The 21,676-nt window shown below is 45.8% G+C and carries 16 protein-coding genes and 1 pseudogene; 3 read left to right on the top strand and 14 right to left on the bottom strand.

All coding sequences use genetic code 11. The features are described 5' to 3' along the window. Positions 1-45 precede the first annotated feature (45 nt). Positions 46-2,013: an acetate--CoA ligase gene (locus DT065_RS02460; RefSeq protein WP_114370556.1), complete on the top strand. Its 1,968-nt coding sequence runs from the start codon at positions 46-48 to the stop codon at positions 2,011-2,013. 524 nt (positions 2,014-2,537) lie between these two features. Then, complete coding sequence (locus DT065_RS02455) at positions 2,538-3,137, top strand: DUF421 domain-containing protein (protein ID WP_335743568.1); 600 nt, start codon at positions 2,538-2,540, stop codon at positions 3,135-3,137. Positions 3,138-3,678: 541 nt separating this feature from the next. Here the strand turns inward: DT065_RS02455 and DT065_RS02450 are convergent. Beyond that, positions 3,679-3,885, bottom strand: a pseudogene (locus DT065_RS02450) (IS200/IS605 family accessory protein TnpB-related protein); the annotation flags it as partial. A 51-nt stretch (positions 3,886-3,936) separates the two neighbouring features. Here DT065_RS02450 and DT065_RS02445 point away from each other — a divergent pair. Next, complete coding sequence (locus tag DT065_RS02445) at positions 3,937-4,098, top strand: YhfZ family protein (protein WP_237220102.1); 162 nt, start codon at positions 3,937-3,939, stop codon at positions 4,096-4,098. Here DT065_RS02445 and DT065_RS02440 read toward each other — a convergent pair. From DT065_RS02440 to parE, 13 genes are all read right to left on the bottom strand, one after another. After that, on the bottom strand, positions 4,082-5,737 hold the full coding sequence (locus DT065_RS02440) for a glycerol-3-phosphate dehydrogenase/oxidase (protein WP_114370550.1): 1,656 nt from the start codon (positions 5,735-5,737) through the stop codon (positions 4,082-4,084). The genes DT065_RS02445 and DT065_RS02440 overlap by 17 nt on opposite strands. Continuing rightward, positions 5,734-7,224, bottom strand: a complete 1,491-nt coding sequence (locus tag DT065_RS02435; protein WP_114370548.1) for an FGGY family carbohydrate kinase — start codon at positions 7,222-7,224, stop codon at positions 5,734-5,736. Before DT065_RS02435 ends, DT065_RS02440 begins: the two co-directional genes overlap by 4 nt. A 4-nt stretch (positions 7,225-7,228) precedes the next feature. Beyond that, complete coding sequence (locus DT065_RS02430) at positions 7,229-8,653, bottom strand: FAD-binding oxidoreductase (protein WP_114370546.1); 1,425 nt, start codon at positions 8,651-8,653, stop codon at positions 7,229-7,231. Positions 8,654-8,786: 133 nt separating this feature from the next. Then, positions 8,787-10,442: an FAD-binding dehydrogenase gene (locus tag DT065_RS02425; RefSeq protein WP_114370544.1), complete on the bottom strand. Its 1,656-nt coding sequence runs from the start codon at positions 10,440-10,442 to the stop codon at positions 8,787-8,789. A gap of 212 nt (positions 10,443-10,654) precedes the next feature. Then, positions 10,655-12,172: a restriction endonuclease FokI C-terminal domain-containing protein gene (locus DT065_RS02420; protein ID WP_114370542.1), complete on the bottom strand. Its 1,518-nt coding sequence runs from the start codon at positions 12,170-12,172 to the stop codon at positions 10,655-10,657. A 483-nt stretch (positions 12,173-12,655) separates the two neighbouring features. Next, entirely contained in the window at positions 12,656-13,237 is a 582-nt protein-coding gene (locus DT065_RS02415; RefSeq protein WP_114370540.1) for a protein-L-isoaspartate(D-aspartate) O-methyltransferase, read from the bottom strand. A gap of 1 nt (position 13,238) precedes the next feature. Next, positions 13,239-13,997: a DUF429 domain-containing protein gene (locus DT065_RS02410; protein WP_114370538.1), complete on the bottom strand. Its 759-nt coding sequence runs from the start codon at positions 13,995-13,997 to the stop codon at positions 13,239-13,241. Next, a complete protein-coding gene (locus tag DT065_RS02405; RefSeq protein ID WP_114370536.1) occupies positions 13,997-14,941 on the bottom strand; it encodes a dimethylarginine dimethylaminohydrolase family protein in 945 nt (314 codons plus the stop codon). Before DT065_RS02405 ends, DT065_RS02410 begins: the two co-directional genes overlap by 1 nt. 135 nt (positions 14,942-15,076) lie before the next feature. Further along, entirely contained in the window at positions 15,077-15,271 is a 195-nt protein-coding gene (locus tag DT065_RS02400) for an EamA family transporter (protein ID WP_114370533.1), read from the bottom strand. Between the two features lie 47 nt (positions 15,272-15,318). Continuing rightward, a complete protein-coding gene (locus tag DT065_RS02395; RefSeq protein WP_114370531.1) occupies positions 15,319-16,314 on the bottom strand; it encodes a D-alanyl-D-alanine carboxypeptidase family protein in 996 nt (331 codons plus the stop codon). Between the two features lie 162 nt (positions 16,315-16,476). Beyond that, on the bottom strand, positions 16,477-16,986 hold the full coding sequence (locus tag DT065_RS02390) for a metal-dependent hydrolase (protein ID WP_114370529.1): 510 nt from the start codon (positions 16,984-16,986) through the stop codon (positions 16,477-16,479). 110 nt (positions 16,987-17,096) lie between these two features. Then, a complete protein-coding gene (parC, locus tag DT065_RS02385) occupies positions 17,097-19,538 on the bottom strand; it encodes a DNA topoisomerase IV subunit A (RefSeq protein WP_193550796.1) in 2,442 nt (813 codons plus the stop codon). Next, positions 19,531-21,519 carry a DNA topoisomerase IV subunit B gene (gene parE / locus DT065_RS02380; protein WP_269467384.1) on the bottom strand — a complete coding sequence of 663 codons (1,989 nt, stop codon included), beginning with the start codon at positions 21,517-21,519 and terminating at the stop codon, positions 19,531-19,533. Before parE ends, parC begins: the two co-directional genes overlap by 8 nt. Positions 21,520-21,676: the final 157 nt, after the last annotated feature.

The raw sequence follows: 21,676 nt of genomic DNA, 5'->3' as shown, positions 1-21,676 counted from the left end.
CTATTGGTTTTTGGAGACGACATTTTCAAAAATGGGGGAGATTTGATGACTGCAAAAGCAGGAGGCATTCATACTGAAATCAAGAACAGCCGGCTTGTTTATCCTGATCCAGCTAAAGAGCAATCGACAACCCTGGGAAGCAGGGAAGCCTTTCAAGCCTTATTAAAGAAATCTCAAGACGATCCGGAAGCCTTTTGGGACGAGGTGGCACAAGAATTACATTGGTTTGAGCCGTGGGAAGAAACAATGAGTGGGTCGTTGCCGGACTTCGAATTTTTCAAGGGCGGCATCAGCAACCCCTGTTATAATCTATTGGATCGGCATATCGAGCATGGGGTCGGCAATAAAACGGCACTTATATGGGAGGGCGAAGACGGAGAATCGCGCTTTTTTACTTACCAAATGTTGCTTGCTGAAGTAAACCGATTCGCCAATGTTCTTCGGTCATTCGGGGTAAAAAAAGGAGACCCTGTGGCTATTTATCTCCCCAATCTTGCCGAATCTTTTATCGCGATCCTTGCTTGTTTTCGTTTGGGAGCTGTTTACAGTACAATTTTTTCCGGATTTTCTGAACAATCTTTACAGGATCGACTATTGAACTTTGAACCAAAGGTGATCGTCACTGCTGATGCCAGTCTGCGGCGGGGTAAAGTGACGCCATTGAAGGAAAAAGTCGATCATGTGGTTGAGGGCATTCAAAATGCCGGTGCGGTACTCGTTGTCAATCGCCTAGGAACTGAACCGGCGATGGAGATGGGAAGAGACTTTTGGTGGCATCAAGAACGGAAGAAGGTAAGCATTCATTGTGAACCGGAACCTGTCGAGGCGAATGAGCCCGGTATTGTGTTCTATACAAGTGGGACGACAGGCAAACCAAAGGGTGTTGTCCATTCCGGAATGGCATTTGTCGTCCAAAATTACATTTATGCAAAATATCACATGGATCATCGTCCCGACGATGTTTTTTGGTGTACCGCTGATGTCGGCTGGCTAACGATGCATATATGGGGCGTTGCCGGTTCATTGGCAAACGGTGTGACAACCGTTGTTTACGATGGGGCTCCAAATTATCCGGACGCCGATCGTATATATCAAATCATAGATAAATACCGTGTCAATAAATTGTTTACTGCTCCTACGGCATTACGGATGCTTCGCAGCCTCGGGGATCAAGCACTTAAACCCTATGATCTTTCTTCTCTCGATGTTGTTTCTTTAGTAGGGGAACCATTTGACCGTCAAACTTGGCAATGGACGCACGATGTGTTGGGAAAAGGAAAGATATGTGTGAATAACACGTGGGGGCAAACGGAAACCGCAGGATGCCCTTTAGCGGGAGCATCCTGGCTTACGCCTATGAAGCCCGGGTCCGTCGGGGTTGAGTTTTTAGGTGCTGAGGCCGGTATCGTCGATGATGACGGTCACCCTGTACCTCCAGGGACGTTAGGTAACCTGGTCTTACGTCAACCATTTCCAATGCTGTGTCGAACATTATGGAAAGAGCCCGAACGGTACTATGAAAAATATTTCAGTCAGGTGGAAGGTTGCTATTACGCAAGTGACAACGCTTTAAAAGATGAGGACGGTTATTTCTGGGTCGTGGGGCGCTCGGATGATGCATTTAATGTTTCCGGCCATCGTCTAAGCACAATGGAAATGGAGAATGCCGTGCTCATAAACGAAGGAATTTCCGAAACTGCTGTGGTCGGCAGGCCGGATGAAATCAAGGGAGAGGTTCCCGTTGTCTTCGCGATACTGTCGGAGGGAGCTGCAGATGACAAGGAATGGGAAGCAAAGATCAATCAAAGTATTGAAGCTGGCATTGGTCAATTTGCCCGGCCGCAAAGGATCTTTTTCGTTAACACAATGCCGAAGACAGTAAGCGGTAAAGTGATGCGTCGCCTGTTAAAAGAAATCGTTACACAAGGGGAAGTGACCAGTGACGTCACCGGGATTGAAGATCCGAGGGCTATTGACCATATTCAGGGCGTGTTATCGACACAATCAATCTGAAACAGTGAAAATCTGTACTGAGAAAAGCGTATAACGGGAGGCATACTAGGGTGGTCGAAAAAAGTGACGAAAATGATTGAGCAGACTACGTCTGCGCATCAATTTGACTTCCTATCATATTTCGTGTATTCTTTGGAAGTGGTGTTTGATTAGCCCCATAACACCTGCTACTTCGATGATCACCTCAAGATTTGAACCCCCATTTCTATCTTATAAGGCATATTCTCATTAAAAGAGAAGTACATGCTCAATTCCTATGGCGCGGTCAAGGAGCCGCAATGATGAAAGAGTAGGAAGGGCTTTCGTTGTATTGAGATCGTTGCTCATGTTCTCTGAATATATTGACAAAGACTTGTTTAGATGAAAAAGAAAATAATAGGTGACAAAAAGGCATCGTCGTGTATGGTTGTATACGACGGTGCTTTTTTGTACACCATTAAAATAAATTTTGTATATCTAACCTACAAGAAACAAATGATATAAATGAAATATTCCGTTTATGGAGGAAAAGAGAAAGGGATTTGATGATGGAATTAGTTTTGCAGGCCATTCTTATTTACATCGGCGGGACAACGATTTTACGGATAAGTGGCAGAAGATCCATATCACAAATGACGATTCCGCAAACCGCGATTATGATCGGGATCGGTTCATTAATGATTCAGCCGCTCACCGGAAATGGTACTTGGTGGACATTAGGCATCGCTTTGGTATTGATCCTGTGTCTCATTGCCACAGAATATATCCAGATAAAATTTAATCCCGCGGAAACGGCGATTTCCGGTAAAGCAGTGCCGATTATCGAAAATGGCACATTTAACGAAAAGAATTTAAAGAAAATGTTGCTTCCGGTCGATAAAGCAGAAGCGCGTCTACGAGAAGCAGGGATTGCGTCCATTCAAGATGTTCAATACGCAACCATCGAGTCGAGCGGTAGCCTAGGCTATACATTAAAACCGGAAAAACAACCGGCAACTAAAGAAGATATCCAAAACTTAATGCAACTGATTGAAAATGGACAAGCAAACAAAAACACCGTCGATCCTTCGCAAAGCAATATCTTCACAGAAATCATCGATAAAGAAAATTCCAACGAGAAAAACATACCCGATAAATTACAGTAGAAAATTCTCTATAAATCACCAAAAAAGAGAAGGAGAAGACAAAATGCATAGATATACAACAAAAATTATGTCGATGAGGGGGTATCTGTGTCTAGCTAGGTGTTTAGATATTGCTTCCGATAATATATATTATGTTAACTTAAATTTAAAAATTGGGGGAGACGCATTATCCACACTCCGGCCCTGGGGTTATTCACACGGGCGTTTTGTCTGGATTTTCTGGAATCCTGTTGCATCTCTTGTTTTGAGCTGTTATATATAGACAAAAAATCTCCCAGGCTTATGAATGCCCAGCGGTATAGATATTGGGATTGTTTATAGTCATATGCCGATTTGTGTTCACTGTGTGTAAATATTTGTTTGCGTTTATGTGTAGCAAAAAATACAGAAAAATCATGGTCAGCGATCGCATCATATAGCTACGACAAACCTCTATAATTGACGAAGCCCGTTTTAAAGCGCGATAACTTGCCGCATTACTCGCTGTGAATCTCCTGATTGAACCTCTCGTCACTAAAGTAACGAGATTCTTGATTCCTAACCAATCTGCTTTATACTTGAGCTGCCGCACAAATTCTGACCAAGATACGTCACTTATAGCCTTTGACAGTTTTCTGTTTCTCAGCATTCCTTTCGTATTCAAATCCTCAATACAGAGGACATCGTGCTTTTTGATGATATCTGTCGAGAATTTGTGTGAAAAGTCCAAACGCTGATTTTCGACTTGCTCGTGCAAACGAGCAACCTTGCCACGGTCTGGGATGCCGGACTCAATCGTCCCCCTTCCTCTTTAAAAATCATGCCGCTCTCCAACCAAACGGACGCCAACACCGAAGCCGTTTTAATTGTTCGAAAAGATTGCGATTCATTGCAAGACCTCATTCTTCAACTGATTGATCCTCAACAAGTGATTGAGACCCAGCGGCGCGTCATCGAACGCGAGATCACCCCAATGTTTTAACGGGGATACGATGACGCTCAACATAAGCGGTGTAGGTTTTCACTTGCCGCTTCGTTTCCGCTTCATCCCAATTGAAATATTCTCCCATAATCGTTGCCGCTGTTTCTGCGGCAGCATGGCTGTTTTCGCTTCCAAAAAGCAACAGCGCGGCGCGACGGTCCATAAAATCGATGAGATTCATGGCCATTTCTTGTTCAACGGCAAGTCTAACCTCTCCTTTAATGGCGGGGACATCGTCGGCCAATGGTTCCAGCCAGACGGAATCCTCACGACCGTATTGAATCAAAGTGTTAATAGACGATCCGTATAACCATGTCAATCTTTCCGTCGTTTCTTCATTGATCCCGTACGTCGCCAATGTTGTTTCCATCTCTTTTTTCAATGCTTCAAAGTCATCTCCAATATCCCCGCCGGGGAGTTTCACTTCAGCAGTCCGGTGATTGTCCTCTAGATCCATGTCTAGGCTTTCGCCCACCTCATTCAGTACTCGGTCTGCCATGTTCCGATACGTAGTGAGTTTCCCGCCGGCAATGGTAAGAAGTCCTTCTTTATTTTTCCAAACTTCATCATGTCTGGATGTATCCCTCGCTGATTTGCCTTCCTCCAGAATCAACGGACGTAATCCGGCCCATGTGCCTTTTATATCTGCTTCCGATAATTGAGCATCGGGAAAACAATTCTGCGTCATATCGAGGAGATGATGTATGGCCTTACGATCAGCTGTCGTTGAATGAATCTCCTCTTCATGTGGCACATCGGTGGTTCCTACATACACATAATCCCACCGTCGGATCGCGAAACCTTCTTTCCCGTCCGCTGATTTTAAGGCGACTGCTCCATTGATCGGCAATTTAGCAGCGGAAAAAACAATATGGATGCCTTTGCTTAACAGCAAGTCTTTCGGTGCAGTTAAATCGTTTTCTTCCAAGGTTTGCTGAGCCCATGGACCGGTGGCGTTGACCGTTATTTTTGCGTTAACAGTGAATTGTTTTTCGGTTAAAGTATCTTGAACAGTAGCGCCGATGACCTGATCGTGTTCATCGGATTCGATCCGGATAGCTGCTGAGTGATTGGCAACAAGTGCTCCATGTTCAGCGGCCGATAAGGCGTTCATTACGGTGAAGCGGGCGTCTTCAGTGATGTATTCGCCGTACACGAATCCGCCTTTTAAAGGGTCTCTGAGATTCGGGGCGTATTCACGGACGTCAGCAGGCGTTAATGATTGGTGGCTATCCTCTTCGGAATTGCCGGCCATCTTGTCAAATATATAGAATCCGGTTTTGAATTTCGTTTTGTTATCGCCTTTATATAACGGAAATACGAACGGTAGAGGGTGGACTAAATGGGGAGCGATCGCTTTTAAAACCTTGCGCTCCTTAGCTGATTCCCTGACCAAATTTACTTCACCATTAGCCAAATACCGCACCCCGCCGTGCACTAATTTCGATGAGCGGCTCGAAGTCCCGTATCCAAAGTCTTCTTTTTCGACAAGGGCTACTTTTAAGCCGCGAAGGGCAGCATCTCTCGCCAATCCTGCTCCTGTAATGCCACCCCCAATGATAAGGAGGTCAAAGGATTGCTCTGACATTCGTTCCAGTGCTTGTTTTCGTCCTTTCGGGCTGAAGGGGTGAATGCTCATGCTTCCAGCTCCTTTTCAAGATCGGTGGTGCCAAGTTCACGGACAACATCCACAGCTTTCACCCACTGCTGATAACGCTCCTGCATGTTGACAGCATCATCACTTGGCGTAAAGACTTTTCCCGGTGCTTTTGTTTTTTTGATTTCTGTTTCACTCGTCCAAAACCCAACCGCTAACCCTGCCAGATAAGCGATGCCCAGCGATGTTACCTGATTGGTGTTCGGTCGTTGCACGTTCGTTCCGAGGACGTCTGCCTGCATTTGCAAAAAGGCATCGTTTCCGGCCATTCCCCCGTCAACTTGCAGCGTCTCCAATGCCGGTACCGGCGAGCTTTCCCGCAATGTTTCCACGACTTGTCGGGTTCGAAAAGCGATGCTCTCCAGTACTGCTCTCGCTACATGGGCACGGGTCGACGCTCGCGTAAGACCCAATAAAGCCCCTTTGGCGGTCGGATCCATATAAGGTGTACCTAACCCTTGCAAAGCCGGGATAAAAAATATTCCCCCGCTATCGGAAACGCTTTCAGCTAAAGCAAGACTTTCCTCCACATTTTCCAGAATCCGAAGCTCTTGTACCAAGCTGACGGACGCACCTCCGGTGATGACCGTGCCTTCCTGGCAAAAATGATCTTCGTCGTCGATACGCCATAATGCAAGTACATTTGTTTTTTTCGAGGGCGTCCATTTTTTCCCTGTATTGACGTTAACCATGACGGACGTTCCGTATGTCGCTTTTCCTTCCCCGGGCTCTCGGCATAAATGTCCGAACATCGCCGCTTGCTGGTCCCCTGCCACAGCGGCAACGGGGATTCGCGCTCCGATCACTTCCTTTGCAGCTGTCCCGCAAACATGGCTGGTAGGGACAATGGTTGCCAGCTTCTCGACAGGCATGCCGATTAATTGTGCCAATTCCGGGCTCCATTTACCCGTTGGCGGAAGCCACATCATCGTCGTGACCGCGTTGGAAGGATCGGTTACAAAAGATTCACCGCCGGTAAGGTTCCAGATAAGCCAAGTGTCGAGGGTACCAATCAATACATCACCATTTTGAACATTCTCCCGGCACTGAGGAACGTTATTAAGCAACCATTCAAATTTTGTATAGGCGGAAATGGTGCTCACTTCAAATCCAATCTGTTTGGTGAGTTCCTTGCATCTGTCACGGGTTCGTATATCCTGCCAAACGATGGCATTATGAATGGGATGGCCGCTGGTTTTGTCCCAAGCAATCACGCTCGCCCGCTGGCCGGTGACGCCGATCGCTGCAATGTCTTCCGCTGATGCTTGGGCTTTTCGCAACGTTTCATTCATCAGGTTAGCGGTGACATCCCAGATTTCCAACGGATCATGTTCCAATAACCCTGGTGCGGGTGTGAATTGCGTGAATGTTTTGTAGGTAGAAGCTACTTCACGGCTATGATAATCATAAAGCATCGTTCGAATCCCGGATGTCCCTGCATCAATGGCGAGAATGTATTTGATGGACATATTGTCACTCCTCCCCTTCTTCGGGTAACAGCGTCCCTATATTCATGATTTCGCGAGGATCCAGGGTTTCTTTCAGCCTTTCTAATAATTGATAGGAACTCCCTAACTCCTCGCGCATCCATGGCGCCCGCAGTCGTCCGATCCCGTGATGATGGCCGATCGTTCCGTTGTTTTCCAATGTGATTTCCATCACTTTCGACCAGATCGACCAGTACACACGCTCTACTCCCTCCGCATCGCGCGGGGCATTGGCCGCAAGAATAAAATACATGTTCGTTCCCTGGGGGTAGCTGTGGGAAGAGTGTCCGGTGATGAGCACCACTTCCGGGACTTCGTTTTTCAACCGCTCGGTGACTTGCTCATAGATAATCGCGATGTTTTCCCAATTTGCGGCCACCTCAATCGTGTCTAAGATGATGCCCTGGCTCGTGTATTTTTTTAATTCTTGGGTATCATTGCGGTGCTCCAGCCATTGTTCGACCGGTTTAGCACCGAGGGAGCGCCCGCCGCCATCCCGAATGATTTGATCCAGTGCTTGCCCTTCTGTCGCGGCATATCCTTTTGGGCCTTCGGAAAGAAGGAGTAAAATCGATTCGCCATCATTTAAAACGTCCGAGTATTTACGTTTCGCTCCCAATGGATCGTGCAGCCGAACGACCGCGGGATTCCAGCCTTCTCTCATGAATGCTTGTATTATCTGTAATCCTTCCCGCATATTCGCAATGCCGTAGGCATTCAGCCAACGATCTGCCGGTTTCGGGAATATTTTGATCGTCACTTCCGTAATGATCCCCATCGTTCCTTCCGACCCTATGAATAATTGACGCAGGTCCGGCCCCGTTGAGCGACGGGGGACGTTTTTTATCCGTATGATCTCTCCGGTTGTTAATACGGCTTCTAGCCCAACGACGAGCTCCTCAATATTTCCATACTTGGTGCTGAATTGTCCTGCACTCCTCGTCGCGACTAAACCGCCGATTTGCGCCAAATCAATTGATTGCGGATAATGGCCGCTTATATAGCCAAGACTGTTCAAATACGCTTCCAGTTGGCCGTGTATGATACCCGGTTGCGTCGTAACGGTCAGGTTTTCCTCATCCAGATGGATGATGTCTTGCATCTCACCCATGTCAATAAGCACGGTTTTCTCATTCGACTGAGCACCTCCGGTCACCCCGGATCCTCCCCCATATGGAACCGCGGCAATGCCTTTTTCATGCAAAAATGTCAGTAACGTTGAAACTTCGTCTGTATTTTTCGGCTGCACGACGCATAAAGGGGCATCCATTTTTTCGCCAATGGCTTTGTGCACCAATTTTAACGGCCACGTGTCTGTTGCCCGCTCGTCAAGCAATGCAGGATCTTGATGGACACGTGCTTCACCAAGTAAATCTTTTAGTTCACCGAGTATACTGAGAGAAGTAGTCATAATCTCATCCTTTTTTATATTTTAGAATATTAGTTAATTTCTTTTATGCAGATTACTGTACTAGAATTCGCCTGTCAATATGAATATTTGAAAAAATAACGAAGAATGGTCCCTCCACTATCTGTTATTTTTCTTATCCTAATTCTTCCGCTATCGCACGCCCTGCTGTTCGTCCCGAGAACAGGCATCCGCCCAGAAAAGTCCCTTCCAGGGAACGGTACCCATGGACACCGCCTCCTCCGAACCCGGCAACTTCCCCGGCGGCGTAGAGCCCGGGAATCGCTTCGCCCCTTTCGTTCAATACAGCCCCGGACAAATTCGTCTGCAAGCCGCCTAACGTTTTACGGCTGAGAATATTCAAGCGAACGGCAATCAGCGGCCCGTTTTTCGGGTCGAGAATGCGATGTGGTTTGGCCACTCGACTCACTTTATCGCCAAAGTACTGACGAGCGCTGCGAAGCGCCATTATTTGCAGGTCTTTTGTATATTTATGATCGATGGCACGATCTCGAGCACGGATTTGCCGCTCGATATCTTTTGCATCCAATAATGGCACATCGGTCAAATCGTTCATCCCGGCAACGAGTTCTTCCAACGTATCGGCTACGACAAAATCTTCGCCTTTGTCTTTAAACGCTTGTACAGGAGCCGGCGCTCCGGATTTCACCCGGTTTAATACCTTTTTGATACTTTTTTCGGTTAAATCGGGATTTTGTTCGGAGCCCGAAATCGCGAACTCTTTTTCAATGATTTTTTCGGTCAAAATAAACCAGGAATAATCGTATCCGGATTTTTGTATCGTGTGTAATGTCCCTAAAGTGTCAAAGCCCGGAAAATTGGGAGACGGGAACCGCTGCCCGCGTGCATCCAGCCAGATTGACGAAGGTCCCGGAAGAATACGGATCCCGTGCTTGGGCCAAACCGGATTCCAATTTTTAATCCCCTCGGTGTAGTGCCACATCCGATCTCGATTAACGATACGACCGCCGGCCTTTTCGGTAATAGAAAGCATGCGGCCATCGACGTGCGCCGGTACGCCCGAAATCATTTGTTTTGGCGGATCCCCGAGCCGACTTGGCCAATTGTCGCGGATCAAGTCAAAGTTTGCGCCTATGCCTCCGCTCGAGACTAAAACCGCTGCGGCGTTATATTCAAAATCGCCTGTCACATCCCGAGAACTTTCCTCTCCTCGATCCACATCGCTTTCGGATAATTTGGAACCGCTGACGCCTACAACTGCCCCATTTTGTGTCATTAGGCGGTCCACGCGACGACGTGGCTGATAATCGACCAGCCCGTTTTTCATATGCTCGCGGACCCGGCGTTCAAACGGTTCCACCAATCCCGGGCCTGTGCCCCATGTGATGTGGAAGCGGGGGACCGTATTCCCATGTCCCTCGGCAAGGTAGCCACCGCGTTCCGCCCAACTTACGACCGGGAAAAACCGAACGCCCATTTTACGCAACCATTCACGTTTCTCCCCGGCGGCGAATGCCAAATAAGCTTCCGCCCATTTCTTCCCCCAATAATCTTCATCCTCTTCTCGGTCAAAATCGGCGGTCCCCATCCAGTCCTGCCAAGCCAGTTCTTGTGAATCCTTGATCCCCATTCGGCGTTGTTCCGGGGAGTCAATCAAAAATAAGCCGCCAAACGACCACCACGCTTGACCGCCCAAGGAAGCTTCCGGTTCTTGATCCAAAAGTAAAACTTTTTTTCCTGCATCGGCGATTTCAGCTGTTGCAACCAATCCTGCGAGCCCTGCGCCCACGACAATGACATCCAATTCCATGATGTGAAGGCCTCCTTCGTGTATCGATTAGATACGTGCAAAAGTAATGGAATACAAGTTCATAACAAGAAGTTTAATCTTTGGGATTATATGACTGAAGTTTAAACAAGCAAACATTTGTGATAACTTTACGAATATTTTATTGCTATGAACAAAACGGCATGTGTTAATCATGCATGCCGTAGGAAACGTACTTAATAAAAAGGGGAATCCTAAAAAGACCAGTTCATTCTGTCTTTTAGAATTTCTCTTGTCAATTGTCCCGTGTAGTTAAGTACTTGTAAATTAAATTTGGGTTCTTTCTGTGTGGAGTATGCTTTCCAGTTTTCAGCGACATACTTTAGGTCCTCAGCTGTAACGAGGGCCACGTCAGTATCTGTTTCAGTGTAAGCTTTTAATTTTTGTGCTTTAGAAATCGCATCATCGGTAACCGAGGAAGTGATTATGATGAAAGCAGTTACTCGATTATCATTCGCTCTAATGTAGTTTAGAAACTGGTTAAAATGATTATCAGGAAAAGTATAGTCTGTTTCTGCACTTTTGTTATCCCAAAGCATAGACTCTTTACTACTAAATTTTATCTTGCCATCCGCATGCTTACTTCCAGACATGTTAACTAATTCAATTCCCAGTTTTGTCTCAAATAAATATTTTGTAGCTTCTTCAAAATACTTTTCGGTATCGATGTCTTTTTCAATCACTTTATTGACACGTAAAGGTTTAAAATCCCGAGAAGCTAATTCATCAAAATAATCATAGTACAATGAACGTTCGTCAGTTGGATCAGATACGTTAGAGGTTGATAGATTTTCATAATAATCAATGATGTTACTGATTCTTTGCTCTTTCCTTCCTGAGATATTGACTCCCTCTAAGTTTTTTAGAATCTCTGTTAAATCCTTATTAGAAAAAGTATCTAGGGTTTGAGACGGCAGAATATCATGCTTAAGAATTCGTTTAATTATTGCCTCTTTAGAGCCGGAAGAATTCAAATTGAATTGCGATACAACATGCTTCAAATGATTTTTCGTTAAATCCCCTAGTAATTCTTCGTAAGTTACCTTTCTGAGTTCGCCACCAAGTTCATATCGAATTACTCTGGCAGTTTCAGCCGGTATTATGTAATAAGCGGAATTGGATTTAAACCTAAGGATAAGCCCGCGTGATTGTAAATTACGCAACGCTTTTTCAATTTGCCTGTGACTATGAGGTTTGTTCCCTTTCTGAGGAAAGCGTCCTATCCAGCTTTCGATTATGTAATGATCTCTCTTTGACATCCCTAATTCTTTTCTTAAAACCATCAACATATTGGTTTCGTGAGCATTTAAATCCTCGTCTTTTTTCCAGGCAGCTGAAAGAACAGAAGAGTAAATTCTATAATATTCTTCCGACATTAAACCTTTTATAAACTCTTCATTCCCACTATCTGACACTATCTGGCTTTCCAGTTTTTCTACTTCTTGTAGCAATGATGCTTCTTCTAACACATAGCCCTCGTTTTCCATTAATGACATAAGAATCATTTCATTGAGAAGTGCAATGTCTCTTTCTTCCTCCAGAAAATTTAAATTTCTCTTCACACGATCTTTGTTCTGAAATTCGTCAATGTTTTTTAAAATAACTTGTCGCATTTCTTCTTCTTCTTTGATCTTTACATCTTTCAGAAAACTATCAATGATTCGTGACAAATACATTTTGCTCATTTTAGGCAGGACATCTTGCAATTTCATCACAGACACACCCCATTTAAATATAAAGCACCTTTAGAATTAGTTTTTTGTTCACTAGATACTAATTATTTTACTAAACGATGAACAATAAAACAATCATTCTAGTATGAATGTAATATTTAGCCAGTATGTTTTGTTCATCACTAATAAAATCGGAATGCACGATGAGCAAAAAAGCGTGAGTGGCCGCCCAAACTTTTTTATATTTTTCGACGTTTACGTATCTATTTGGCAGGGAAATTCCCAAATCAGACACCTTATAAGGTTGGTGATAAAAGATGAGTGATCATAGAAAAGAAGAAGAGTATCAGAAGCAAAAAACGAGCAATCCAAGCCTAACAATCTCTACGTTGATCAAATACTCAGCTTTAGTCATCATTACACTTGCCATTCTGTACTTTCTTGCTAATTACATTTTGCCAATGTTCTAATAACATGACTATTGATTAAGACACTCTCATGAGTGTCTTATTTTTTTCGCTGTTAATCTTCACTATCGACCAAACCTACAAACACGACCGGCATAATGAATGTGGATGTAACCTCTCCTTGTTCGTTCTTCTCGATTAACGTCAAGTCTTGGCTGTGCGGGCTGCCGATGGGTATGATCATCTTTCCGCCGTTTTTTAACTGTTCGAGGAGTTGTGCCGGAACTTCAGAAGCGGCGGCAGTCACCATAATGCGGTCATAGGGAGCGTTTTCCTTCCAGCCAAGGCTTCCGTTTCCCCGTTTAAGGTGAATGTTCGTAAATGCCGATTCGTGCAATTTTCCTTTTGCCCACTCATGCAAGGCTTTAATGCGTTCAACGGTATAGACTGTGTCGGAAAATGCGGCAAGTAAAGCAGTTTGAAAACCGGAACCCGTCCCGATTTCCAGTACACTCGATTGAGGGAAAAGATCAAGTTCCAACGTCATCTTTAAAACGAGCGTTGGTTGGGAAATCGTTTGACCATAGCCGATGGATATAGGTCGGTCCAAGGAGGCCAATTCTTTATTTTCATCGACAAAATAACTACGATCCATCTGTTCAAAATAGCGGATGATGTCTTTTTCTTGGTTCTGCAATTCATTCACCCTTTTCGAAGTAATAAATCCACCCTTCTTCTTTTACCGCTTCTTTTGCATGTACCGGAGGGTGGGCGAGATTGGGCAAAGGAGCGTCGTTTGCGCCGAAAGCTACGGCATAGAGGGCGCAAATACAGGCATCGTAGGCATCGGTTCCCGGTTTCACGTCGGTGGGTAAGTACGGTTTGAGGTTTGCATGAGCTTCTGAAGTTTTTGACGCTTTAATCAAAGCGGGATACACTTCTATAATGATTTTCTTGTCTGCTTTTTCTTGCTTTGCCATTGGATAGATCTTGAAGCCATTGCGTTTTTCCCACATCTTCGCATGGGACATAGCGACGGTGGTGTTATTTCCGATTCGATCAAAAACCGCGGATAAAGGCTTTTTCGCCTGCGTTTTATAGATGACCCTGTCAGTATATCGATAGGCGAGAGGATTGTGGATTTCTTTTTCCGGCTTATCCACGTGGTTGATTTCGCCATTGATGAATTGTATAAACGTTTTTGGATAACCAAGCGGGGCATCCACGCCAATTATGTGTTGATTGTGATCGCTAGCGTCAAAGGTAAAGCTAGGATCAACTGCACGTATTAAGTGTTGCAATGACAAATTTCCATTTTCCGGGATGGCAATTTCGGTCGGTGTGCCTATCCAATCGATGGTGGTCGTTGCCGGATCCCATTCACAAATCGCGACACCGTGATTGTTTCCCATCCAACCGCCGACATCCCAACCAATGCCGAATACTTTAGAAAGCATTACATCAGAGGCTCCCTTCTCAGAAAAGCGGTCATGCAGTGATTTGCTCCCCACCCGTTCATAATCTCATCCATCTCGATGGCAATGACGTCGATGCCTTCTTGTTCGAGCAATGCCGTCGTATCGGGATTTCCAGCCGGAATGATGATTTTCCCCGGTTCGAGGGCCACAAAATTTAATGCCATCGTATGCTTTATTTCCTTGATATTCGTAGCTTCAATTAGGTGAATGCCACGTTCCATTAACTGTTTGGCACAATCATAGGTTACATGCCACGGGAAAATGACCATTTTGTTTCGATCAACCATATTCATATACCCATCTAAATGGATGCTGCCGTAAGGAATTTGCGTGCGGATAATGTTGGTGACGCCGAGATTTCGCAACTCAAACTCCACTTGTCTGACTCCGGATTCGTTTGCTCTGCTTCCGGTTCCGATCAAGACGGTTTCACGGTCAATCCACATGGCACAGGCGCCTTCAAAAATCCCGTCCCCATTAACCGTTGAGATAATGGGAACACCCAGGTCCGTCAACGTCTGAGCGACTGCTCTTTCTTCTCCGCGTCTGAAAGGATTCCCGGGTCTTCCCACGATCGCTCCTTCCGGTGTCATGAACAGCAAATCTCTGACATACATGGCATTGGGCTTGTCCGCCCTTTGGTTTTGGACGTAGTGTACATCAATGCCATGATCTCGGTATATTTCCGCTAACGCATCTTGTTGCTTTCGCGCTCGTTCAGGCTGAATCGGAGCCCGGAAGCGATAATTGGAATAATTGTTTTTGTGTATCCCATTGATTTCATCCCCCGGTCTGTGAATAAGTACGGCTTTCAGCGGAGCAATTTCCGAATCACAATACCAATGGCCCCAATATTCAGGCATCTCTTCAGCAAATGTTTTTTCAGAAGGATGCCATCTTTCCCCTTGAACATCCACGCTCATGTTATCTCTCCTTCGATTTCATTTCTCAAATAAACATTAAGGCAAATCAGGTACAATGGCAAGGGTGATGAATCGATGATTTTTCACTCTTTAGTGTGTATACTGAGGCTAGAAAGCGAAGGAAAATCTTGTGTCCTAAATTGGATATGTTATAAATTGCTTCCGATGCTTCCGGGCCGTGCGATAGCCAATTGGAAAAAGAATGACAAGCGCGATCACTAAACGAAAAAAAGCAATCGTAAACGGCGGCAAGTCATTAATGGCTTTGCCAACGAGAATATTTCCCGCAAAAAATAGGACAACGAGAATGCATAAAAGATACGCATACATAAAAAAAGACCTCCTCACCCGAGGAAACTACGTTCTTCGCGGGAGGCTCACTCACGCTCGACCCGAAGGTCCTCATGTACATGTTCAAATCCGGCTTTCAATATCTTTTGCGTTTCTTCAAAACGAGCCTCAGAAGAATCTGTACGCATGACAACGGCTATTAATCGTTTGCCGTGTTGTTCGGAAGTGCCGATAAATGAGTATCCTGCCCCACGGGTATAGCCTGTTTTTAGCCCATCCACTTCGGGGAAACTTGTACGTTGATCAACATCTGCCCCATCTATGTTGGCATCCACGTCTTTACTTTCCAAGAGTTCATTGGTATTGGGCAATATCTGGTTCCTGTATGAAAGGCTTAACGTTGGTTGTTTTGTAAGGTCTATGATATCCGGATAATCATGAAGCAAATGGTAACCGAGCAATGCTGTATCCAGAGCAGTCATTCTGGATTCAAAATTTAATGTTTCATGAGGAAGACCGCTGGCATTGATAAAGTGCGCATCTTGAGACAGCCCTAGTTCTCTCGCCTTTTCATTCATACGATCGATAAAAGCTTCTTCGCTTCCGGCTGCATATTCAGCTAGCGCCACTGATGCATCATTGGCGGAGGCAATCGCTGTTGCTTGAAAAAGATCCGCAACCGATAAGACAGACCCTTCCCGTAGATAGATGCTGGCGCCACCGGTCCCTGCGGCAACCTCGCTAATATCCACATCATCTTCAATATCCATCTCTTCGTTTTCAAGCGCTTCCAAAATCAAATACATCGTCATTACTTTTGACATGCTTGCCGGTGGCAAGGGTTCATTTGCATTTTTTTGCCAGAGAACGTTGCCGGTATCGCCATCTAACAGAACGACGGCTTCTGCATTTATGTAAACATCATCGGACCCCATCGGTGTGATGATTTTCTCCGCCAATCCAACATGTTTTTCCGATAATTGTTTCGTTGCGGGCTCTTCAATCATTTGAGGGGAAAACAAGGATAAAGACGCAATAATAAAAATGGTTATCGGAATGAGAAAAAGAAATAATTGCCGCATAGCGTGCTCCTTTGGATATATATCCCTCTAAAAGTCTTGCATACGTTCTCTATTGTAAGACAAAAGACCCTCCCCGACAATACATAGACTAATAAATAAAACGAGGGAACCGGAATCGTTCCGACGAAAATTCAAGGATCAGAACGAACCCACCCATGGGGCTTAAATGCCGACCATCCACATCCCATAATACGTGACCCAAGCGATGCAGAGAACGTTAACACTCCCCTCCCCAATCCAGGAACCGGTTCTGGTATGAAAAGGGAAACGCACCGTTGTATCGATGGGATAAAAAAGCTGTATGCCCCGCGACGTAAGCATATCAAGGATGTAATGGCTTGCCATCCCGATAAAGGCCCCTAATTGGATCATTTCCCCGATTGTGCCCGGGATCGTGCCTGTGAGGACGGCGATGAGGACGAGGAATATCAAACTATGGGTGAAGGTACGGTGTCCGAAGATTCGTCTTATTAACCATGAAAAAACAGAGGCGCGTCTACCTGCTTTCGATTGCGGATGGCATATATCCGGAACCAGCCCCCCAAGCAGAGATGCACCGAAAAAAACAGCAGCCTCCCATCCACCTTCGATGGGCGGGAGCGTTTCGGGTGCAAGCATATCATAAGTCGCCGCGGCCGCTAGAGCGCCGGCAAGATGGGTGCCGCCTTTCATAATGGAGTACTCCTCGTATAGTATATTTAACCCTTTCACATCCAAGTACGGACGTGACGGTTTTAGCCGAAAACTTTATCAGAAGGAGGGCCCTCTGATCGAAAGATCATTTATTCTGTTGTACGTTCGTGATCGATGTACGGCCACACAACGCACACGGCTCCCGAAGTAGCCGTATCGATCACGTAGCTTCCCGTCTGATAACGGTCGTAGCCGCGAACTCCGGCTGTCGAGATTGGATGGATGCTATTATCCTCGGTTTTTACCATCAATGTCTCGTTTGCAGCTGTATCCGGGATAACAGCAACTAATAGATGAGGGTTTGTTTTTAACTCACGAAACATGGTAACGCCTCGTTTCGCACGGGAACTGAGCGGAAATTGCTCCCAGGTCATTTTTTTTACTGCTCCCCGCTGGGAAACGGAAAATAGCGATGTAGTGTTTTCGGCTGGCAATGCGAACGCAGACACGACTTCGTCTTTTTCTTTTAATGCAATGCCTTTCACGCCGGCGGCCCCTTTGCCGACGATATTAACCTCTGATTCCGAAAACCGAAGTCCGTATCCTTGTTTTGTGGCAAAAAAGACCTCGCCGGAGCCATCCGTTAGCGCGACATCAAGGAGTGTGTCCTCTTCTTTGAGTTTAACCGCGATCAGTGCCTTAGAGAAGCGTTGTGCTTGATAATCGTTTAGCACGGAACGTTTGACCATTCCATTTTTCGTAAAGAAAATCAGGGAACGATCTTCATCAAAAGAACGAATCGGAATGGCGCGTACGATGCCGTCATCCCCTGTAAGTGTTACGAGATTGCCAATATGTTGCCCGTCGTCTTTCCAACGAATGTCCGGGAGTTGATGCACGGGGATATAGGCGTAACGGCCCTGGGCAGTAAACAAAAGCAACGTGTCTGTCGTGTTCATTTCCGCAAAAAACAATAGGTCATCCGTATCTTTCATACCCGGACGTTCATCGATGGATGCGCTGTAAGAACGTGCACTCGTACGTTTGACATACCCGTCCCGGGTGACCGTCACGAATACTTCTTCGGCAGGGATCATCACCTGCATGTCCACTTTCAATTCTTCCACCTGTTCCTCGATGACTGTGCGGCGGACATCCGCATATTTTTTCTTCATTTGTTTTAATTCTTTTTTAATCGTTTGGACGAGTTTTTTAGGGCTGCCCAAAATTTCATTCAAGCGCTGAATCGTTTGTGCTAACGCTTCTGCTTCTTTCTCCAATGTTGCAATATCTGTATTCGTTAAACGATACAGTTGCAAATTTACGATCGCTTCCGCTTGCACCTCCGTGAAGCCGAAAGCTTCCGTTATGTTTTGTTTTGCGTCCGCCTTGTCTTTCGATTGGCGAATGAGCGCGATGAGTTCATCCAAGACGCTGATCGCTTTCATTAGCCCTTCCACAATATGTTGTCGCTTCGTTGCTTGATCCAGTTCGTATTGGCTGCGATTAATGACGACTTCTTTTTGATGGTCAATGTAGGCGGATAATAACTCCTTTAACCCCATTAATTTCGGAGCTTTATCAGCGATTGCCACCATATTCAAGTGATAGGTGACCTGTAGATCCGTATGCTTATACAAGTAATGCAAAATGCTTTGTGCATCCGCTTCTTTTTTCAATTCCACAACGATTTGCAAGCCGGTGCGGTCAGTGTCATCTCGAACTTCCGCAATGCCGTCGATTTTTTTATCAAAGCGGATTTCATCCATACGTTTAACGAGATTTGCCTTGACCACTTCATATGGAATATCTGTGATGACGATTTGCTCTTTTCCGCCCCGCAATGTTTCGATATTCGCGGTGCCCCGTACAACGATTTTTCCTTTGCCTGTTTCATAGGCTTGTCGGAGGTTTTGCGTTCCCTGAACGGTTCCCCCTCCCGGAAAATCCGGCCCTTTAATGAAGCTCAAAAGCTCTTCAAGGGTGCAATCAGGCTGATCAAGCATATGGATGGCCGCATCGATCACTTCCCCGAGATTGTGGGGAGGTATATCGGTAGCATAGCCGGAAGAAATGCCGGTGGAACCGTTAACGAGCAAATTCGGAAAATAAGCGGGCAGAACAACCGGCTCTTCGTCTGTGTCATCAAAATTTGAAATGAACTCCACCGTCTCTTTTCCAATATCGCGAAGCATCTCCTGTGCCAAAGCGGAGATACGTGCTTCCGTATACCGCATGGCTGCCGGCGGATCTCCATCGATGGAGCCGTTATTCCCTTGCATCTCTACGAGACCATGGCGAATTTTCCAAGGTTGGCTCATCCGCACCAATGCTTCGTAGACAGACGAATCCCCATGAGGGTGATAATTGCCGATCACATTCCCGACCGTTTTAGCCGCTTTCCGAAAGGGTTTGTCGGCGGTATTATTGTCTCTTACCATGGCATAAAGAATTCGGCGTTGGACAGGTTTCAATCCATCTTTTGCATCCGGCAGGGCCCGTTCCTGAATGATATATTTGCTATAGCGGCCAAACCGGTCTCCTATGACCTCTTCCAGCGGCAAATCCAAATATTTTTCAGCTTCAGTCACGATTGTCCTCTCCCTCTGCAAACAACATTTGCTCGTTGTCCATAATATTCGTATCTTCATCCAGTCCGAAGGCAACGTGGGATTCGATCCACTTGCGCCTCGGTTCTACTTTGTCGCCCATTAAGGTCGATACGCGTTTATCCGCCCGTGCAAGATCTTCAACGTTCACGCGGATAAGCGTGCGCCCGTCCGGGTTCATCGTTGTTTCCCATAACTGGATAGGATCCATCTCGCCGAGACCTTTGTACCTTTGGATCGTATAGCCTTTTCCAACATTTTTTATCGCCGTGTTTAAACCGGCTTCATCCCACGCGTATTCCATTTTTTGTTTCGCGCCGCTTCCTTTTTCCACTTTGTATAAGGGAGGCAAGGCAATGAACACTTTGCCTGCTTCCACGAGTGGGCGCATATAGCGATAAAAAAACGTTAGCAACAATACTTGAATGTGTGCCCCATCGGTATCTGCGTCCGTCATAATCACCACTTTATCGTAGTTGCAATCTTCAATAGAAAAGTCCGACCCTGCACCTGCCCCGATCGCGTATATGATCGTGCGGATTTCTTCATTTTTCATGATGTCGTCGAGCTTGGCTTTTTCGGTATTAATCACTTTTCCGCGCAGCGGAAGGACCGCCTGAAATTTACGGTCTCTTCCCTCTTTCGCAGAGCCTCCCGCGGAATCCCCTTCCACGAGATAAAGTTCGTTTCGGCGCGGATTTTTAGACTGGGCGGGGGTTAGTTTTCCACTCAACAAGGCCTCTTTTTTCCGAGATTTTTTTCCGTTTCTTGCCTCTTCCCTTGCTTTTCGTGCTGCTTCCCTGACTTGCTGGGCTTTGATCGCTTTTTGAATCAGCATCGTACTCAATTTCGGATTTTCTTCAAAAAAATACCCTAGTTTATCCGAGAGAAAAGCATCGACGGCGGAACGGGCATCCGGCGTTCCCAGTTTGCTTTTTGTTTGCCCTTCAAATTGTAAAAGCGCTTCGGGAATATGGGCGGATAACACCGCCGTTAACCCTTCGCGAATATCATTTCCATCCAAATTTTTATCTTTAGCCTTGATCATTTGCAATTTGCGGGCATGTTCGTTCAACGCACGCGTGAGGGCGGTTTTCATCCCAAATTCGTGCGTTCCCCCATCTCTTGTTCGAACGTGGTTCACAAAGGACAAAATATTCTCTGTATAGGCGTCATTGAATTGAAAGGAGAGATTGACATGAATGTCTTGAGTGGAACCTTCAAAGGAGATAACCTCATGCAAGGTTTCTTTATCTTCATTTAAGTAAGAAACAAAAGCTTTAAGTCCCGTTTCATATTGAAATGTTTCGGTTTGTGTTGGGTCTCCTCGTTCATCCGTAAAAGTAATCGCTGTTCCTCCCAAGAGAAAAGCGGCTTCCCGCAAGCGCTCGGTCAATGTCTCATTATGAAATGAGACGGAATGAAACACTTCCGGATCCGGTTGAAAACGCACGATCGTTCCAGTTTTCTTCGTTGTTCCTTTTTTTTCAAGGGTTGTTACGGGAACCCCTCCATTTTCAAATCGCTGTTCATATCGATGGCCATCACGACAAATCGTTAAATGAAGCCGGGAAGATAGCGCGTTCACAACGGAAGCACCCACGCCATGGAGTCCCCCGCTCGTCGCGTAACCGCCCTGCCCGAATTTCCCGCCGGCGTGCAGTACAGTCATGATTACTTCAGGCGTCGGTCGCCCTGTCCGATGTGTTCCGACTGGCATGCCGCGGCCTTCATCGCTCACGGAAACGCTCCCATCCTTATGAAGAATGACCTCGATGTGTTGGCCGAAACCGCCCATTGCCTCATCAACGGCGTTATCAACAAGTTCCTCAACAAGATGATGCAGCCCGCGGACGTCGGTGCTTCCGATATACATACCGGGTCTTTTTCGTACAGCTTCCAGGCCTTCAAGCACTTGAATGGCATCGTCATTATACTCGAGTGTGTGTTTGATATCATCCACGAATTTCCGAAACCCCTTTCCCATGTGTACCAACGTTCGATCTATTATCCTTTATATACCATAAAGCATAGAACATATGTTTTCAAGTGTTCTGCCGGGTTGGTGTTCAAACTTTTTCGCATAGCACATTGCTGAAACATGATTGTATCTATCGGAG

The sequence above is a fragment of the Salicibibacter kimchii genome (assembly GCF_003336365.1).
In the GTDB taxonomy this organism is placed as follows: domain Bacteria; phylum Bacillota; class Bacilli; order Bacillales; family Marinococcaceae; genus Salicibibacter; species Salicibibacter kimchii.
This window is presented reverse-complemented; position numbering and strand designations above follow the sequence as displayed.

Bases quoted from the DNA above. Each gene is read 5' to 3' on its own strand.
- DT065_RS02460 (WP_114370556.1), top strand. From the start codon at position 46: ATGACTGCAAAAGCAGGAGGCATTCATACTGAAATCAAGAACAGCCGG.
- DT065_RS02455 (WP_335743568.1), top strand. From the start codon at position 2,538: ATGATGGAATTAGTTTTGCAGGCCATTCTTATTTACATCGGCGGGACA.
- DT065_RS02445 (WP_237220102.1), top strand. From the start codon at position 3,937: ATGCCGCTCTCCAACCAAACGGACGCCAACACCGAAGCCGTTTTAATT.
- DT065_RS02440 (WP_114370550.1), bottom strand. From the start codon at position 5,737: ATGAGCATTCACCCCTTCAGCCCGAAAGGACGAAAACAAGCACTGGAA.
- DT065_RS02435 (WP_114370548.1), bottom strand. From the start codon at position 7,224: ATGTCCATCAAATACATTCTCGCCATTGATGCAGGGACATCCGGGATT.
- DT065_RS02430 (WP_114370546.1), bottom strand. From the start codon at position 8,653: ATGACTACTTCTCTCAGTATACTCGGTGAACTAAAAGATTTACTTGGT.
- DT065_RS02425 (WP_114370544.1), bottom strand. From the start codon at position 10,442: ATGGAATTGGATGTCATTGTCGTGGGCGCAGGGCTCGCAGGATTGGTT.
- DT065_RS02420 (WP_114370542.1), bottom strand. From the start codon at position 12,172: ATGAAATTGCAAGATGTCCTGCCTAAAATGAGCAAAATGTATTTGTCA.
- DT065_RS02410 (WP_114370538.1), bottom strand. From the start codon at position 13,997: ATGCTTTCTAAAGTATTCGGCATTGGTTGGGATGTCGGCGGTTGGATG.
- DT065_RS02405 (WP_114370536.1), bottom strand. From the start codon at position 14,941: ATGAGCGTGGATGTTCAAGGGGAAAGATGGCATCCTTCTGAAAAAACA.
- DT065_RS02400 (WP_114370533.1), bottom strand. From the start codon at position 15,271: ATGTATGCGTATCTTTTATGCATTCTCGTTGTCCTATTTTTTGCGGGA.
- DT065_RS02395 (WP_114370531.1), bottom strand. From the start codon at position 16,314: ATGCGGCAATTATTTCTTTTTCTCATTCCGATAACCATTTTTATTATT.
- DT065_RS02390 (WP_114370529.1), bottom strand. From the start codon at position 16,986: ATGAAAGGCGGCACCCATCTTGCCGGCGCTCTAGCGGCCGCGGCGACT.